This window comes from Streptococcus sanguinis (assembly GCF_008329445.1).
Lineage (GTDB): Bacteria > Bacillota > Bacilli > Lactobacillales > Streptococcaceae > Streptococcus > Streptococcus sanguinis_O.
Genome location: NZ_VIBR01000005.1, coordinates 101869 through 118112, shown reverse-complemented (window position 1 = coordinate 118112; position 16244 = coordinate 101869). Strand labels below are relative to the sequence as shown.

Annotated in this window: 16 protein-coding genes; 3 read left to right on the top strand and 13 right to left on the bottom strand. The window is 43.9% G+C overall.

Annotated elements, in window-relative coordinates:
* Positions 1-9: 9 nt before the first annotated feature.
* From FKX92_RS10970 to hisS, 10 genes are all read right to left on the bottom strand, one after another.
* On the bottom strand, positions 10-288 hold the full coding sequence (locus tag FKX92_RS10970; protein WP_149566323.1) for a hypothetical protein: 279 nt from the start codon (positions 286-288) through the stop codon (positions 10-12).
* A 12-nt stretch (positions 289-300) separates the two neighbouring features.
* Positions 301-690 (bottom strand): hypothetical protein, encoded by a 390-nt coding sequence (locus FKX92_RS10965; RefSeq protein ID WP_149566322.1) that lies wholly within the window; start codon positions 688-690, stop codon positions 301-303.
* A gap of 27 nt (positions 691-717) precedes the next feature.
* The gene (locus tag FKX92_RS10960; RefSeq protein ID WP_149566321.1) at positions 718-1020 is read right to left on the bottom strand and encodes a DUF4176 domain-containing protein; all 303 of its coding nucleotides are present in this window, start codon (positions 1018-1020) and stop codon (positions 718-720) included.
* A 3-nt stretch (positions 1021-1023) separates the two neighbouring features.
* Positions 1024-5451: a type VII secretion protein EssC gene (gene essC / locus FKX92_RS10955; RefSeq protein ID WP_149566320.1), complete on the bottom strand. Its 4428-nt coding sequence runs from the start codon at positions 5449-5451 to the stop codon at positions 1024-1026.
* Positions 5452-5453: 2 nt separating this feature from the next.
* A complete protein-coding gene (gene essB / locus FKX92_RS10950) occupies positions 5454-6713 on the bottom strand; it encodes a type VII secretion protein EssB (RefSeq protein ID WP_023917054.1) in 1260 nt (419 codons plus the stop codon).
* 1 nt (position 6714) lies between these two features.
* A complete protein-coding gene (locus FKX92_RS10945; protein ID WP_002894139.1) occupies positions 6715-6954 on the bottom strand; it encodes an EsaB/YukD family protein in 240 nt (79 codons plus the stop codon).
* A gap of 1 nt (position 6955) precedes the next feature.
* The gene (gene essA / locus FKX92_RS10940) at positions 6956-7414 is read right to left on the bottom strand and encodes a type VII secretion protein EssA (protein ID WP_002911012.1); all 459 of its coding nucleotides are present in this window, start codon (positions 7412-7414) and stop codon (positions 6956-6958) included.
* A gap of 6 nt (positions 7415-7420) precedes the next feature.
* Positions 7421-10321, bottom strand: coding sequence for a type VII secretion protein EsaA (gene esaA, locus FKX92_RS10935; RefSeq protein ID WP_149566319.1), 2901 nt, complete (start codon positions 10319-10321; stop codon positions 7421-7423).
* A 235-nt stretch (positions 10322-10556) separates the two neighbouring features.
* Positions 10557-10844 (bottom strand): WXG100 family type VII secretion target, encoded by a 288-nt coding sequence (locus FKX92_RS10930; RefSeq protein WP_032909143.1) that lies wholly within the window; start codon positions 10842-10844, stop codon positions 10557-10559.
* Between the two features lie 167 nt (positions 10845-11011).
* Positions 11012-12292, bottom strand: a complete 1281-nt coding sequence (hisS, locus tag FKX92_RS10925; protein WP_149566318.1) for a histidine--tRNA ligase — start codon at positions 12290-12292, stop codon at positions 11012-11014.
* A gap of 180 nt (positions 12293-12472) precedes the next feature.
* Here hisS and FKX92_RS10920 point away from each other — a divergent pair, with 180 nt between their 5' ends.
* Positions 12473-12814: a metal-sulfur cluster assembly factor gene (locus tag FKX92_RS10920; RefSeq protein WP_002899327.1), complete on the top strand. Its 342-nt coding sequence runs from the start codon at positions 12473-12475 to the stop codon at positions 12812-12814.
* Positions 12815-12896: 82 nt separating this feature from the next.
* On the opposite strand, the gene ilvD is transcribed toward FKX92_RS10920, so the two are convergent.
* On the bottom strand, positions 12897-14600 hold the full coding sequence (gene ilvD, locus FKX92_RS10915; RefSeq protein ID WP_032907459.1) for a dihydroxy-acid dehydratase: 1704 nt from the start codon (positions 14598-14600) through the stop codon (positions 12897-12899).
* A 288-nt stretch (positions 14601-14888) separates the two neighbouring features.
* Here ilvD and rpmF point away from each other — a divergent pair, with 288 nt between their 5' ends.
* Together rpmF and rpmG are read left to right on the top strand one after the other, a co-directional pair.
* Positions 14889-15071 (top strand): 50S ribosomal protein L32, encoded by a 183-nt coding sequence (gene rpmF, locus FKX92_RS10910; protein ID WP_002894148.1) that lies wholly within the window; start codon positions 14889-14891, stop codon positions 15069-15071.
* 15 nt (positions 15072-15086) lie between these two features.
* Positions 15087-15236 carry a 50S ribosomal protein L33 gene (gene rpmG / locus FKX92_RS10905; RefSeq protein WP_001265622.1) on the top strand — a complete coding sequence of 50 codons (150 nt, stop codon included), beginning with the start codon at positions 15087-15089 and terminating at the stop codon, positions 15234-15236.
* Positions 15237-15338: 102 nt separating this feature from the next.
* Here the strand turns inward: rpmG and FKX92_RS10900 are convergent, their stop codons facing one another.
* Both FKX92_RS10900 and FKX92_RS10895 read right to left on the bottom strand, forming a co-directional pair.
* Positions 15339-15563, bottom strand: coding sequence for a helix-turn-helix transcriptional regulator (locus FKX92_RS10900; RefSeq protein ID WP_061591895.1), 225 nt, complete (start codon positions 15561-15563; stop codon positions 15339-15341).
* Between the two features lie 2 nt (positions 15564-15565).
* The gene (locus tag FKX92_RS10895) at positions 15566-16162 is read right to left on the bottom strand and encodes a DUF3796 domain-containing protein (protein WP_149566317.1); all 597 of its coding nucleotides are present in this window, start codon (positions 16160-16162) and stop codon (positions 15566-15568) included.
* Positions 16163-16244 lie beyond the last annotated feature (82 nt).

The window sequence follows — 16244 nt, the reverse complement described above, 5'->3', positions numbered from 1 at the left end:
TCTCCTTACTTAAAACGAAACTGATGATTCCGCTGATGATATCTCTTCTGCAAAACTTTTTGCACTTTCAGATAATACAACACATTCTGCCGCTAAAATTTTTTGATTTTCTAACTCCGAATTTACTTTATCAAACATTTTAGTATAGCCACTCCCCAACAGGTCACTTTGAAGTAAACTAAGTTGAGCAACTGAAGAAGATACACATTGTGTATAGGTATCCACATTCTGTTTTAGTTTTTCAACTGCTGATACAAATGATTCTTTATCCATTTTAATTGTTGTCATAATTCCTCCTAACTAATATACCATGCTTAACAAATAATCCCGGACACTAGAATCCATATCTGCCTGATTAATAGAAGACCGAATAAGATTCTTATTATTGGTAGGATTTTTTGCATCATGAATCATACTCAATCGCCATTTGTTTAAGGCAACTTCCGTATCAAACATAGCTTGCACTTCAGCAATCCTACCATCTATTTCACCTAAAAAAGCCGTCTTTTTCCCAGCAATATCAGCAGAATCTGTCTTAACTGTTTTAATGTAGTCCCCAAACTTGGTATAAGCGTTACCTTCCCAATCAGCAACATCTGAAGAAACTCCTGATACGTCATCAGTAGTATCTCCTCCTGATATTGCAGATTTAAAATCATTTAAAGCTGCAATTCTCTCTTTGTAGTTCATATGTTCTTACCTCCGCTAAAACTCATCTCAGTCTATTTTTTTCCTTGGAATTGTAATAGTTTCTTCCCAATTTTTATAAATTTCTGCAAAGCGTTCTTCTTCTTCATCAACAAATCCTTCAAAAACTACCCTATCAATATTTTCTTCATTAAAGAAGATTGTATTATTCGGATTAATGCCGTTAGGATAAAGACAACCCATATAATCGACAAACATTTCTGAGTTTGTTTCTTGATCCTTGTAAACAACTCCTCGACCAATAATCATGAGTTTTTCTGTTCCTTCTTGCAAATATACTACTGTTCCTAACGGATATAATTTTTCTGACATGTCTTATTCCTCTATTTCTTGTTTGATTAATTTTACTTTCTGAGTTCTTCCTTTATCATAAACATAAGCTTGATCCCATTGCAATTTTTCCTCGCGATTATTTAAGTTATGTTCTATAATCGCTTGGTCATATAAGCGCATTCCAATGATAGCCGTTGTAATATTCTCCTTAATAACTTTAATTATAGGATTCGATTTAAAGAATACAGATTTTGAGCCAGCTGTAACAAAGTGAATGCCGTATTTAGACGCATTAACATATAATTGATAAAACTCATTTTCAGATATAGATACTTTTTCAATAAATGAAGCTAAGTCAGGTATAACAATAAATGTTTGAACCTCTTTTGGCGAAGTTTTTCTGTTAGAAATTTCCATATTTACGCTATTAAATAATTCAATTATATCTTCTCCTGAAAGATAAGCGTTTGATTTTTTTTGCAAGGCTCCATATTCTTCACTCGGATCTACTAGCAATATATGTACATTATACACACAGCAATTAAGTACACTAAATAAGTGGGAAATCGAATACTGAAGAGCTTGTTTATTATCAGATAAAACTAAAATATTCTTTAAAGTAGATAAACTAATATCTACGCTCTCAGCTTCTTCATAATTGATTGCAATTGGAAGTTTTGACTCTGCTAAAGCCGCTTGAACGCTTGGCATATTTTTGAAATAATTTAACGTCAACTCCTCTGGTACCATCGGAATGGCACTTGGGCGTTGTCCAGTCCAAGCTTCTTGGAGAGAAGCGACTTCTTGACGCAGGTTGTTGAGGACTTGCGCATCATTGGCACCCGCTACTGGTAAAGCCAGCTGGATAACATCAACCTCGTCACGCTTCATGAGCGCCCGGCCCTTGATGTCTTCCATGGTTTTCGCAAGAGGGGTAGAGCCCACGATCGAGCGGACTTCTCCTACATCATTCTGTGGCAGACTCAGCTGGTGCTTGAAGTTGGCGTAGAACTGCGCCCGAAGGTTGGACTGACGGCCCGCTGTCACCAAGAGGTGAACACCGATGCTGAGACCTTCACGTGAGATCCGCACCAAAAGCTTGAAGAGCTCCGCTTCATAAGCTTCTTCCTTCATGGACTCATAGCTATCCAGCAGGATGACGATAGCCGGCTCTTGCTGACCGCTAGCCTGACGGTAGAGCTCCAATGTACCAACACCGTAGTCGGACAAGAGCTTCTTACGCCGGTTGAGCTCCCGCTCCATGATACGCACAAACTTGGCAATCTTCTCTGTCTGATCCAAAAGCAGGGTATCGGCCACCTGTGGTAATTGGCCCAGTGGTGCCAGACCATTGGTACCGAAGTCCATTAGGTAGAGGGTGACATCTTTAGGACTGAACTTGCGAGCCAAGTCCATGGCCGCACTTTGCAGGAAGGTTGTCTTCCCCGTACCAGGACTTCCGTAGAGCAGAATATGCCCATCCTTGGATAGGTTGACAGAGACAGGCTCTTGCTTCTGCGCCTGCGGAATATCCGCCATTCCCAGAAGGACGGAGACAGGCTTCTTTTGTTCCCAAGCTTCCTGCGGCTGGATAGGTTCCAGCTCCTGCAGGGTCATCCGCTCTTTAAGCGGTGGTAGCCATGGCTGTGGTACTGGTGGGATCTGCTGGCTCTCTGTCAGTAGTTGGATCTGGCTGACAATAGCCTCCAGCTCTGTCGGTACTTCCTTGATATCCTCGGCTAAGTCAAGTCCTGACAAGTCTTGATTGAGCACTTCGTATTGGCCTAGGTCGTTGATTAGGTAAATGGTATGGTCTTCGATACCCATCTCGTCCTTATCCGGCTGGTAGTCTGCCCCTGACCAGGCTGACTGGAAGAGTTCATAGACTTCATTATTGCCGACCTGCAGATAAGCCCGGCCAGTCTGGGTAATCTCTGCCGCATCTGGTGTCTTAAGCATTTCCATTGAGTCCGTCCGGTCTGCCACCTTGAGCGCCAGCTTAAAGCGGGAGTTGGACCAGATCTGGTCATCCACCACCCCAGAGGGCTTCTGAGTAGCTAGGATTAAGTGGACCCCGAGGGAACGCCCGACCCGAGCGATAGATACCAGCTCCTTGATAAAGTCAGGCTGGTTGACCTTGAGCTCTGCGAACTCATCCGAGATGAGGAAGAGATGAGGCAGAGGTTCAGTCGCTTCCCCGTTCTTAAATTTCTTTTGATATTGGTTGATATGATTGACTTCAAACTCTCTGAAGAGCCGCTCCCGACGGTGAATCTCCGCATTGATGGAAGCCAGCGCCCGCATGGATTGGGCCCCGTCCAAGTTGGTAATGGTGCCCAAGAGATGGGGCAGGTTTTTGAAGAGGTTGGCCATTCCCCCACCCTTGTAGTCGATGAGCAGGAAGGCCACATCGTGTGGGTGGAAGTTGACGGCTAGACTCAGGATATAGGATTGGATGGTCTCTGACTTCCCAGATCCGGTTGTCCCGGCAATCAGCCCGTGCGGGCCGTGAGCTTTTTCATGCAGGTTGAGGTAGACCAGGTCTTCCTTGCCCCGCAGGCCGATAGGCACCGCCAAACTCTTATAAGGCGCATTCTGTTGCCACTTTTGCAAGACTTGCAGGTCTGAGAAGGTCTCTGCCCCATACATCTCCATAAAGGTCACAGTATCAGGGATTGAGCTCTTGAGATTCTGTAAGTGGTTGAGTGGCGCCAAGGTCCGAGCGATTCGCTCCTTGTCATAGCCTTCTGGGAAATGATCCAAGCGGAAATCAATCTCTCTAAGGATTCCTTCTTCCATGACCAACTGCCCAGTGTTGCGGTCCTTGATATTGACAACCGTCTTGATATTCTCAGACAGCGAGCTCATCACATCCTGCACGAAGATCAGTGAGCAGCCCAGGTCAGTCGGATCCTCTGTGAAGAACTCCATGATGATATGGTCGAGAATCAGCTTTTCATCTGTGACCAAGACCACATAGTGAGGGCTGTAAAGCGTCGTCTCCTGCCGAGTCGCTTCTTCCTTCTGCGCCTTGCGCAATTTCAGGATTTGGTTGAGACTGTTTAGAACCTGATCGTGCGTCCGTTGGTTATAGACAAAGCCACGGACGTTCAGCTCTTGCAGAGTTGCATGCGGCAGCCAGCGCAGCCAATCCCACTGGTCGCGCTCCTCCTCTGGCATGATGGTAATCACCTGCACATCGTGGTAGGAGTGAAAGACCGCTAACTGCATGACCAAGAGCTGGAGCTGTTCTAGGACCAGATTGCGCGGACCGATATAGCCGACCGGCCCATGGCTGAGATTAGCCACGATAGGAAGATCGGGAATTTTCTTATGCCGAGTGTAGAGAGCATAGCCTTCCTCTTCCAGCGCATCTTTCTTTCCGCTCCGCTCCTCTTGACCATAGGTCAGCTTATAGGAGGTTGGCACCTGGCCAAGTCCCAAGCGATAGTAAAGAAAGTCAAAGTGAAGCGGTGTCTTCTCGTAGATGCGGTGGCTGTAGTCTGTCACCAGACCTGTCAGTTCGTTAATGTTTGGGAAATGGTAAAGCATGCCATCACGCTGCTCACGTTCCAGCTTGTTCAGCTCAATAGCCTTGTCTTTTAGATAGAGGTGATAAAGATCAATGCGCTCTTTCTTGTCTTCCTTGAACTTCTTGCGGTTTTTGAAGAAACCTCGAACCGAAAAGATAGCACTGGCGATTGACATAGTAACTGTAACGAGGATATAAATCCCCCGCGGCTGAACTAGTGTAATCAGTACCGTCACCCCAACCATAAGAAGCGGCGGCACAATCAGTCTCAAGAGCTCATCATTGGGCTTTTGAGGCTCCTTGCTTGGCGGAGCAATCTGGATTTTGTCCTCTGAGCTCCGATAGATAATCCGTGGTGAGCGGTGATAGTCTGGATAGTCTGGGTAAAAACCATGGCGAGAAGCGCCCCGCAAGGTCAGGTTAGAACTGACCGTAGCTGGACCAGTCACCCAGATTTCTTCTGAATAGACCTTGAGACAAATACCTTCCAAGCTCAGCTCGTCGCCGGCTTCCAACTGGATTTGGTCTCCCGTCCACTCAACGTGATTGAGATAAACTTGACCTCGCATCTTGGTCAAAAGCCAAGAATCATTCGTTCGTTTCAAGAGCAATTCCAAAGGCGCTTCCAGACTGATGTCTGCTCCCTTCTGGTCACTGATGAGTAATTCTTTTCTGTCCAGCAGGTCGTAAACGGCCGGTTCTGAATCAGATTGATACAAGGTCAGATTACCCAAGGTCAGGCCGTCAGTTACGACACCCGTTTCTTCCCCCATCTGATAAAAGACTTGCCCTTTAGCTAGCTGAAGCTGGATAGGAGTCTCCTGATGGGGCAGATAAAGCTGAGCCTTCTCGCTCGCTGCCAAGAGAACTTTCTTGTCCTCTGTCAGCTGCAGCTCATAGCGCAGATGGTCTGTATAGATGATGATTGTCTTGCTCATACTTACTCCTTCGCGCTACTGCTAGATGACGCTTCACTGCTGGAGGAAGAGCTTGCTCCTGAAGAACCTTCCTCGCCAGAAGCGCTTGAGCTAGAATCACCAGTTAGAAGCTCCTTGCGGCTATCCCAGTATTTCTTATACTCGCCTTCCAAGGACTCAAGCTTAGTCTCCCGATCCTTACCAGACAAACTATCGTCCTCACGCACCTTTTTCATCTCCTGCGTCAAGGCGTAGATGATTAGATCTGAGTCATTAATCCGTTTGGCTGTGTCTAAAGCATCTTCAAAATCATTACGTCCAACTTGAATCCAGTAATTGAGATACAAATCATCTGATTTTAGTGTGACATTGTTCAAGATGACCTTACGCTGATCATCGGAAAATTCCAGCCCCTGGATATAAGAATAGGCTAGTTCATATTTCTGTGTATTCGGCAGACTCTTAGGAGAGATTCCCTCCAGCTCATCGATGACTTTACTGTAGTCCACTTTGATGAAGGCAGTATCCGCCTGTAACAGCTTTTCCTTGAAAGGATTTTGTATGAAAATCAAGTAAATCAAAGGAATGGTCAAAATCACAACAGCTGCTGTCAGCCAGATGGTCGCCAGTTTGAAAATCTTATGCTGGCGCTTGGAGACCAGTGTCTGCTTCTCTGCTTCTTCTGCAGCCTTTTCCTGATAAGATTTCTCCAAAACAGCAACTGCATCTTCCAAACTGTCAGCCTCACGCAGTTCCACTAGGAAATCTGGCAGAGTTTCTAGCTCCAACGAGCCCTTGTAAAGCTCCATAAAGTCCAGATCTGCAAAGAGCGTCACCGCAAAGCACTTGGCCTGACGCAAAAAGTCCTCCCGAGAAATAGCCTGAGGTGTCATGATGCTGGGAACTCCGCGATAAGCAATCTTCGCCTGCGCATCCTTGGTAATAAAGAGATTGCTAGGATGCAACAAAAAAGTAACCGGCAATTCCAGTGCCGCTTCTAGAGCAAACACATTGAGAGCCAGACGAATCCGCTCAGAAATCGTGCGCTTTTCAATCTCTTCTTTAGAAAGCCCTAAAGGCTCAATCTGATAGGTGAAGTAGACACTATCGTGGTCGGCCTTAGTCTCCTGTTCCAAGAAAAGCGGATGGTGCAGGTCCAAAAGCAAGAGCTCCCGCAAATCCTGCGTTGCTACATCCGAACGCTTCAGTGTTAGGCTCCAATTCTTATCATTTTTTTCATAGATAAACTCTTGTTCAGCAAATACAAATTTTTCCTCAGTCACCTTAAATCTCCTCAATCTCTACTAAATCTCCTGTTGTGACTGGATAATCAGCCAAAACCTTGCCCTCATCCAGTATCAGCCCCTTGTTAATAATCCGCAGCTGATACTTATGGCGCTTTCCTTCGATATTGAAAATCTGATCAATCTCCCGAATGAAACGACGGACCTCAATCCGCTTAGGAATGCGAATATCCACGTCCTTATCCCGCAAACGGAGGGTGATATTGATATGTCCTTCCATTTTATACTTCTCCCTTACTGATACGATAGCTGACAAAGACAGTCATACTGACCAAGAGTATGGCTGCTACAAAGTAGACTACTCCTGGCAGAAAATCATCCCAGCTGCTTTCATCATCGCTTTTCAAACTCGTCTGCAGCTTGGACAATTTTTCCGTTCCCGGCTGAAAAAGCTCCTTGGAATGGTAAATATCCGTCGGCCCCTGTATAGCAGAAAACAGTTGTCCCGCTTCTGTGGCCAACTGTTTATTTTGATACTGCTTCATTTCCTGAATTTTTTCCTGATTCTCAGCAACGAAAAGAGACTTGGTGCCTTCCGATTGTGCACCAAAGTTCAGTTCTTGCTCTTTTTCAATCCGCGAATTATCTATCTGCAGACGATTATCCTTTAGCTCATCTGCGGCGACAGCCGTCACCGCAAACGAACTTAGGAGTAGGAATAAAAACAGAATTCTTTTCATACTCTTTTAAACTTCCTCAGTTTTTAATGTTCTAGTCTTGATAAAGATATTAGCTGCAACTAGCAGAGCCAGCAAGACAATCAAACCAAAGATGGCAAAGAAGCCAGCGGTCTTGCCGTCAAAGTAACCTGACAGCATGCCTTCTAGCACAGACAAGGCATTCAAGCTCTTGATAAAGGCTGGGAAGCCAGTCAGACTAGCTGTCGTACCAATAGCATTAGATAGGTAGACAAAGCTGATAATCATGAAGAAAGCCAAGCCCATGCCCATCACGCGCAGATGCTTGAGGAACAAATACTGTCCCTGAATCAAGACAAAGCTAGCAACCACAATCAACAAGACCCAAGATGGAACATATTCCTTGCCGATATGAAGCTGCATGCTGGAGACAATCCCAATGACCAGACCAATCGTCAGAGACAGGAAGCCTAGAATGCCCACAGTCGTAATATCTGTATCTTGTAGTTTATTAAGCTTAAAGCGGTCTTTAACCTTGCGCACAATATTTTGCGTTGCAAAGAGATAAGCCGTAAAGAGACTGACAATCTCCAACAAGAGAATCCAAGTAAATGGACGGTAAACATTGACAGTCGCTTTGACAGATGAAGAAGATTGAGCAACTGGATTAGATAGGAAGTCCAGCAATACTTCATTAGGAACACCGTTCTCATAGGCATTGTTAAGAACCTTGACAAAGGACTCCACAAAGTTGCCATTATCTTCCAATTCCTTATTGAATTGCCCCATCAAGCTTTCAGCATTCGCAGACAGTTTCTCTGTCGTTCCTTGCGCATTTTCCAACTCACGATTGAAGCTGCTGAAGATCTGGTTGACACTATCAGCTGCCTGCACATTGGTCTGTGAAGAAGACTTAACGCCAGAAGTCGAAGACAGCAAGGATGAGAATTCTGAATTCAGAGATGACAAATCGGTGTCTGTTTTAGCCAATGCCTCTGTAGAAGAAGCCTGAGCTTTTGAAATATCTGACATTCTAGTTTGTAGATTTTCATAAAGTTTGAGCTGTTCTCCAATCTCTGCTGCGAGTTTAGAGTTCGTTCCTTTGACATCTTCAATCTTGTTTTTCAAGTTACTAATCGTTTCATCCAAGGTTTCTTTAACCCCTTGACTCTTACCATCGTTACTTTTAGACAAGCTATTTTGATAACTATCTAGATTCGAATTAATAGCATTTATCAAAAGGGTAGATAAAGATTCGGACATATCTTTATTTTTTAACTCATCAAAAGAATTATAAACTTGGATTAAAGACATAACGTGTTGATAGGCAGAAGAAATCTCCTGTACTTTAGCTCCATATGCCGCTGCCGCTTTTTGTGCATCCTCTACATTCACCGGCGCACTTGCAACCTTAATACCATTCAGAGAAATATCAATTGAGCTGTCAACTGAAGTGGCTGCAGCATCACTAGCTACACTGAACTGCACATTAAAATTAGCGCCTTCAGCCAAATTAATTTCTTGCCCATTTGTTACTGTTTCGCCATTGTATGTAATAGTTTTAATTGTTACACCTGTTGGTGGAGTGACTGACAAAGTAGCCTTTCCAACCTGGCTATTAACCGGGCCGGCTGTAGAGCTAGCCGCTTTCTCTGCAGCTGCTGCCAAATTGTCTAACTCAGCACTTCCATTTCCTTGTGGTGTTCCAAATTGCGAAATGGTTGAATAGTCAAGAGCAGGAACAGGCAATCCAAATTTCACCTCTGTTGGTTGAGAAGCTGGCAAAGCTTTTACTGCTTCAGCTATTTGTGCCTTCAAAGAAGCATCGTAGCTTGTTATAGCATCTCCTAACACTGCGCTAAGAGTAATAGGCTTGCCTTCTTCAACACCATAGTAAGTTCTTAATTTATTATCAACAAAGTCCTTAATCTGCTGTTTATGGACATCTAATTGACCACGTTCAGTTTCCAAAGCAGTTTCCAAATCCTGTAATTGCTGACTGACATTATCAACATCCACATCTTTCACATCATCTGTTGAGCCAAGCTGTTTAGTGAAATCTTTTTGTGTTTCTTCTAACTTAGCGTAGAGTTTTTGAGTATCATCATGGACAACTTTTTCGTCCATTTCCATCAGTTGCTTCATAAATGCGGCATAGTTAACTTGGTCATCCGCTCGCTGTTTGAGAAGACTATCAAAATTCTTGCCATAAGTGGCCTGAGAGTTATCCAAGTCATCAAAAGCCTTAGCATAAGTTTCCAGAGTCGTCTTCAGAGAGTTATTGGCTTCAACAGATGAAGCAGACATACTGACTAATGTTGGGAAGATATTCTTAGAGCCAATGGCAGACTCCAACAAGTTGGTTCGATAATTGCCAATATTGGTAACTTGCACCTCTGAACTAGCCTGCACATTTTGCTGAGCTGTATATAGATTGCTCAAGATACTTGCCATATACATATCAACCAACTGGCTATTCAGATCTGCGATAATATCCTTAGCCAGACTATTGGCCTCATTTTCAATCTGCTGATTTCCTGCAGCGTTAACTTTATAAGTGACGATTGTCCGATCTGCACTGATAGCATTGACATCTAGCACTTTTTCCGAAAAGTCACTTGGAATCGTCACGACCAGTTGGTATTTCCCATTTTCCAGGCCAGCATCTGCAGCTCCACGCGTCACGATGTACCAGTTTTGAGAGTCATCCCGTTCTAGATTTTTGACATAGCTAGCTCCAAGATTATACTCTTTCTTGTCAACCTTAACAGCCCGATCTTCATTGACGACCGCGACATTCAGTTTAGTCTTTTGATCTGTTTTGATTTTGCTGTCTCTAGCGCTGCTTGTATTCTTCTGCACTGCGACATTCAGCGTCACTACTGCAGCCAGCAAGGCAATGACTAAAACAACGTTTCCTATATACTTAAGTAATTTTTTATTTCCCATGGATGTAAATTTCTTTTTCTTTTTAAATTTCTTTAGTTTATTGTTACATAAAAAAGCACACAGAAAGACACAAACAGCTCTAACAGTCTAATTCAGATATTGATTCAGATTGTCAGAGCTTGCCTTTACATTGCAGCGATTTTCTTATCAAACATGAAAGAAACTGCCATTTTTTCATTTTTAATCTTTACAAAAATAGGAAGGCTCTTGCCTTCCTAAAGCCGTTATAACAAAATTAGTGAATTTGTGCAGCGATATCTTGGTCAGTTTGCTCAACAATGTCAGCAACTTTAACCAATTGAGCATTAATATCTTGAAGCAAGGTTGCAAATTCTCTGATTTTTGGAGTCAATTCATTGAATTGTGCTTCAAAGCTATCAAATGCAGAACCATCCCAGTTATCTGAGATAATACCTTGTTCACGAGTCAATTCATTAAGAACTTGAGTTACATTTTCAGAACCTTGAGTGTATCTTTGCGCAGATGTGCGTAGATCTTCTGGAGTTAATTTAATTTGTGCCATAGTTGTTTCTCCTTTAGCAAATTTATATAACGGGTACATTATATCAATAATCACTTTATGTTTCAAGTTTTTAAAGATATTTTTTTAGAAAATATATTGACATGTTGTCAACTAAGTTCGTTCAAGCCTCTGATACTATAGCGTTTTTGACTGTCAAGTTCAAATCTTTAAAACCCCAATTTCTCAAAAATAAGCTGATAGTTTTCTTGGATTTGGTATAGGCTAACAGTAATCTCCTCACGATTATGATTGTTCTTAACAGTCACCTGACCGCTCTCCACTTCGCTTTCACCCAAGGTGATAAGAGTTTTAGCTTTAAAGATATCAGCCGACTTAAACTGGGCCTTGAGCTTGCGGTCTAGATAATCCCTTTCTGCCGCAAATCCTTGTGCGCGGAGAGCCTGCACTAACTCCAAAGCTCTGCCATTAGCACCAGCTCCTAAAACAGCTACATAAACATCCAGAGCGGTTTCAATCGGCAGCTCTACTCCTTGCTTGTCAAGTACGAGAAGTAGGCGTTCTAAGCCCATACCAAAGCCAACACCTGGAGTTTCAGGGCCACCAAAGTAGGCCACCAGCCCATCATAACGGCCGCCAGCACAAATAGTCAGCTGACTACCAGCCACCTCTGTCGTAAACTCGAAAATTGTGTGATTATAGTAGTCCAAGCCACGGACCATATTGGTATTGATGACATAAGGAATCTGTAAGGTCTCTAGCATGGAACGAACGGCCGCAAAGTAGGTACTGCTCTCCTCATCCAGATAGTCCAGAATAGACGGAGCACCTTGTACAGCCGCCTTGTCTTCAGGTTCCTTAGAATCCAGCACGCGCAGCGGATTCTCCTCCAAGCGCCGTTGGCTATCGGCTGAGAGGCTAGCCTTCAGTGGAGTCAGATAATCAATCAAGGCCTGACGGTAAGCAGCTCTGCTCTCAGGATTCCCCAGCGAGTTAAGCTCCAAGATGACATTGGTAATGCCAATATCCTTGAAAAATTGAGCCGCCATGGCAATCATTTCTACATCTGTAGCAGGATTACTGGATCCAAAACACTCTGCTCCAATCTGGTGAAATTCCCGCAGACGGCCAGCCTGAGGCCGCTCATAGCGGAACATAGAGCCCATATAGTAGACTTTGACAGGCTTTTGCACTTCAGGAGCAAAAAGCTTGTTCTCCACATAAGAACGCACCACAGGCGCTGTCCCCTCTGGACGCAGCGTGATATGGCGGTCGCCCTTGTCATAGAAGTCATACATTTCCTTAGTCACAATGTCTGTCGTATCCCCGACCGAGCGGCTAATGACTTCATAGTGCTCAAAAATTGGCGTGCGGATTTCGCCGTAATTGTATTTTCTAAATGTCTTGCGGGCAAAGTCTTCTACATACTGCCACTTGGCTGATTCTTGAGGAAGAATGTCCTGAGTTCCTTTAGGTTTTTGTAATTTCATCTTCTGACCTCCGCCTTCTTTAGTACTTATATTCTATCATAAGTCCGCCATTTTGAGGAGCCCGAAAGGGATTTTTCATTTGGAAGAACTAAATCCGTTTTCATGTTCCAAAATAGCTTGAAAAAAAGTCAGAATTGTGAGAAAATAAAAACAATTCAAATCAGATAGAAGGGAATAGCCATGAGAGACGATATCAAAATCAATGATCGAGCAGCTGCAATTCAGGATAAGTTGGTGGAGAAGCTCGAGCGTATTTACGATCCGGATGTAGAGCTGGATGTCTATAACTTAGGGCTGATTTATGAAATCAACTTAGACGAAAACGGCCACTGCAAGGTTGTCATGACCTTTACCGATACAGCCTGTGACTGTGCTGAGAGCCTGCCCATCGCCATTATGGACTCTCTTAAAAAAATAGATGAGATTGAAAGTGCCTCTGTCGAAGTTACTTGGTCTCCTGCTTGGAAAATCACCCGTATCAGCCGCTTCGGCCGCATTGCCTTGGGGATTAGTCCCAGATAAGAAGGTACTTAGTTTATCTACATTTAAAATAAAAATATCAAACCCGCTAGAAAAACCAGCGGGTTCTTTTATCATATATAAGCTATTTCTTGCCCGTTTCTTCTGGTTTCCAGAAATCAGTAACAGCACCTTTAGCTGCAGAGGATACCATGTGAGCATATTTACCAAGTACCCCGCGACTATAAAGCGGTGGAATGGTTGTTTCTGCCTTACGTTTCGCCAGCTCTTCGTCAGAGACTGCCATGGAAATTTCCTTGGTATCTTGGTCAACCGTGACCATATCACCTGTACGAAGATAGGCAATCGGACCACCATCCTGAGCTTCTGGAGCAATGTGTCCGACAACCAAGCCGTAAGTACCGCCTGAGAAGCGACCGTCGGTTAGAAGGGCCACCTTGTCCCCTTGGCCTTTCCCTACAATGATAGACGAAAGTGACAGCATTTCTGGCATACCAGGACCACCCTTTGGTCCAACGTAGCGAACTACAACCACATCGCCATCGACCACCTCATCGGCAAGTACCGCATCAATAGCAGCTTCTTCCGAGTCAAAGACCTTAGCCGGTCCGACGTGACGGCGTACTTTAACACCAGAAACCTTAGCAACAGCGCCGTCTGGAGCCAGATTACCATGCAAGATAATGAGTGGACCGTCTGCACGTTTTGGATTTTCAAGCGGCATAATGACCTTTTGACCTGGTGTCAGATCAGCAAATTCTGCCAGATTCTCCGCTACCGTCTTACCTGTACAAGTGATGCGATCACCGTGCAGGAAGCCGTTTGCCAAGAGATATTTCATCACAGCCGGCACCCCACCAACCTCATAAAGGTCTTGGAAAACATACTGACCAGATGGTTTCAAGTCAGCCAAATGCGGTACCTTCTCTTGAATGACATTAAAGTCATCAAGCGTCAATTCAACATTGGCTGCATGAGCCATGGCCAGCAAGTGCAGGGTAGCATTTGTAGAACCACCCAGAGCCATGGTCACCGTGATTGCATCTTCAAAGGCTTCACGTGTCAAGATGTCAGACGGCTTCAGCCCCATTTTCAGCATTTTTACAACAGCACGGCCAGCTGCTTCGATATCCTCTTGCTTGTCTTTCGACTCAGCAGGGTGAGAAGAGGAGCCTGGCAGACTCATGCCCAGAACTTCAATAGCCGTCGCCATAGTATTGGCTGTATACATACCACCACAGCCACCAGGGCCAGGGCAGGCATTACACTCAATGCGCCGTACTTCCTCAGCCGTCAAGTCACCATGGTTCCATTTCCCGATTCCTTCAAAGACAGAAACCAAGTCAATGTCCTTACCATCCAGATTCCCCGGCGCAATCGTTCCGCCGTAGGCAAAGATAGCAGGAATATCCATGTTAGCAATGGCAATCATGGAGCCTGGCATATTTTTATCACAGCCCCCGATAGCTACAAAGGCATCCACATTGTGCCCGCCCATGGCAGCTTCGATGGAGTCTGCGATGATGTCGCGTGAGGTCAGAGAGAAGCGCATGCCCGGTGTTCCCATGGCAATCCCGTCCGCAACGGTAATAGTCCCGTACTGAACAGGCCAAGCGCCCTCTGCTTTGATGCCTTCCTTGGCCAGCTTGCCCAAGTCATGCAAATGGATGTTACAAGGTGTATTTTCCGCCCAAGTGGAAATCACCCCAACAATAGGCGTTTCAAAATCTTTATCAGTCATCCCCGTCGCGCGAAGCATGGCACGGTTAGGAGATTTAACCATACTGTCATAAATCTTACTTCTGTGACGAATATCCTTATCTGTCATAGCTTTCCCTTTCATTGCAGTAATCTTTGTGCTTTATTATACCACACTTAGGCTGTATTTTACAGAGGAAAATTTTTAAATTTTCAGAAGATTAGGAAAATATAGAGACGAATTTGAAACTTTTTCCTCTCAAGCAGAAAGATGACAACTAGAAGCTCAGTTTTTTCTCAAAAAGAAGAAAAAATCTGTCAAGTAACTTTACTTTACAAAAAAGTTTTGTTATACTGTTAAAGTTGATGAAAATCATCAAATTGAATCGAATTCACAATCTAAAAGGAGAAACAAACAATGGCAGTACCTGCACGTCGCACTTCCAAAGCGAAGAAAAACAAACGCCGCACTCACTACAAAGTGACAGCTCCAACTGTAACTTTTGACGAAACTACTGGTGATTACTCACGCTCTCACCGTGTATCCCTTAAAGGATATTACAAGGGCCGTAAGATTGCCAAAGCTGCTGCAGCAGAATAATAGAAGGGAGCTACCATGCGCGTAAATATCACACTTGAACACAAAGAATCTGGTGAACGCTTGTACCTTACTTCTAAAAACAAACGCAACACACCAGACCGTCTTCAATTGAAGAAATATTCACCAAAACTTCGCAAGCACGTTGTGTTTACAGAGGTTAAGTAATTTATATAACAAAAATCCTTTGAAATCAACGTTTCAAAGGATTTTTCTTTTTGCTTCAAGCCCTAGCTGAACAACAAACTTAATAGCAAGTCTCGAAAAGAATTATGCCTCCTCTTTCTGTCTGAGTTCAAAGAGATCTTCTACTTTTAGATTGAAGACTTGAGCAATTTTGAGAGCCATTTCCAGCGAAGGGTTGTAGCGGTTATTTTCCAAGTGCAGAATTGTCTCGCGCCGCATGCCGATGCGGTCGGCTAGCTCCTGCTGAGTCATACCCATAGACTCACGAACGGATTTGAGATTGGTGATAATCTTGCTTTCTCTGGCCATGTTTATCCTCTCCGTTCTAAGATAAGATAGACAACCGCAAAGATGCAAATCAAGGCAGCTATGCTAATAAAGATCTGACCCATGTAAAGATTGAAAGAACCCACGTACCCAATGATAACTGCTAGGATCATCAGTGCGCCTAGTATAAAGACAAACATCAAGCTAGCTGCCTTAGCTAGATTAGCATAGAAGCGTTCGTCTGGAGTTTCCTTGACATTTTTCAAAGAGAAAAAACCAAATACAATCACTTCAATAACGAGGCCAACTCCCAAAATCCATTCTTTAATGCCGAATCTTTCGCTTGGGGTCGCAACCCAAATCCCTACTGTATAAAAAATGGTTGCTGCAAACAAAAGCATCGTGTACAGCTTAGCAGACAAGTCAAAAATAGTCCTTCCCTTACCTTTCTGACTCTTATGAGGCCATGGTTTCATGTGTAGCCAGCCCCAAATAGCTACAATCTGACCTAACACTGAAATACCAGCAATAACTAACTTGGGTCCCCAACTAAGACTAGAACCAAATAAAACAGTAAAATCAATAAAGAGAGCTGCGGCAATCATCGCAATGAGGCCACCCGTTTTTTGACTTTTTTTCATGATAGACTCCTTTCCTTGTGTTAGAAATATTTAACACTCTTTATGTTATAAATATATCACACTTCAATTTGGAAAGCAAGAA

Bases quoted from the DNA above. Each gene is read 5' to 3' on its own strand.
- ilvD (WP_032907459.1), bottom strand. From the start codon at position 14,600: ATGACAGATAAGGATATTCGTCACAGAAGTAAGATTTATGACAGTATG.
- FKX92_RS10920 (WP_002899327.1), top strand. From the start codon at position 12,473: ATGAGAGACGATATCAAAATCAATGATCGAGCAGCTGCAATTCAGGAT.
- esaA (WP_149566319.1), bottom strand. From the start codon at position 10,321: ATGGGAAATAAAAAATTACTTAAGTATATAGGAAACGTTGTTTTAGTC.
- FKX92_RS10960 (WP_149566321.1), bottom strand. From the start codon at position 1,020: ATGTCAGAAAAATTATATCCGTTAGGAACAGTAGTATATTTGCAAGAA.
- FKX92_RS10895 (WP_149566317.1), bottom strand. From the start codon at position 16,162: ATGAAAAAAAGTCAAAAAACGGGTGGCCTCATTGCGATGATTGCCGCA.
- FKX92_RS10900 (WP_061591895.1), bottom strand. From the start codon at position 15,563: ATGGCCAGAGAAAGCAAGATTATCACCAATCTCAAATCCGTTCGTGAG.
- rpmG (WP_001265622.1), top strand. From the start codon at position 15,087: ATGCGCGTAAATATCACACTTGAACACAAAGAATCTGGTGAACGCTTG.
- FKX92_RS10930 (WP_032909143.1), bottom strand. From the start codon at position 10,844: ATGGCACAAATTAAATTAACTCCAGAAGATCTACGCACATCTGCGCAA.
- essA (WP_002911012.1), bottom strand. From the start codon at position 7,414: ATGAAAAGAATTCTGTTTTTATTCCTACTCCTAAGTTCGTTTGCGGTG.
- FKX92_RS10970 (WP_149566323.1), bottom strand. From the start codon at position 288: ATGACAACAATTAAAATGGATAAAGAATCATTTGTATCAGCAGTTGAA.
- hisS (WP_149566318.1), bottom strand. From the start codon at position 12,292: ATGAAATTACAAAAACCTAAAGGAACTCAGGACATTCTTCCTCAAGAA.
- rpmF (WP_002894148.1), top strand. From the start codon at position 14,889: ATGGCAGTACCTGCACGTCGCACTTCCAAAGCGAAGAAAAACAAACGC.
- FKX92_RS10945 (WP_002894139.1), bottom strand. From the start codon at position 6,954: ATGGAAGGACATATCAATATCACCCTCCGTTTGCGGGATAAGGACGTG.
- FKX92_RS10965 (WP_149566322.1), bottom strand. From the start codon at position 690: ATGAACTACAAAGAGAGAATTGCAGCTTTAAATGATTTTAAATCTGCA.
- essC (WP_149566320.1), bottom strand. From the start codon at position 5,451: ATGAGCAAGACAATCATCATCTATACAGACCATCTGCGCTATGAGCTG.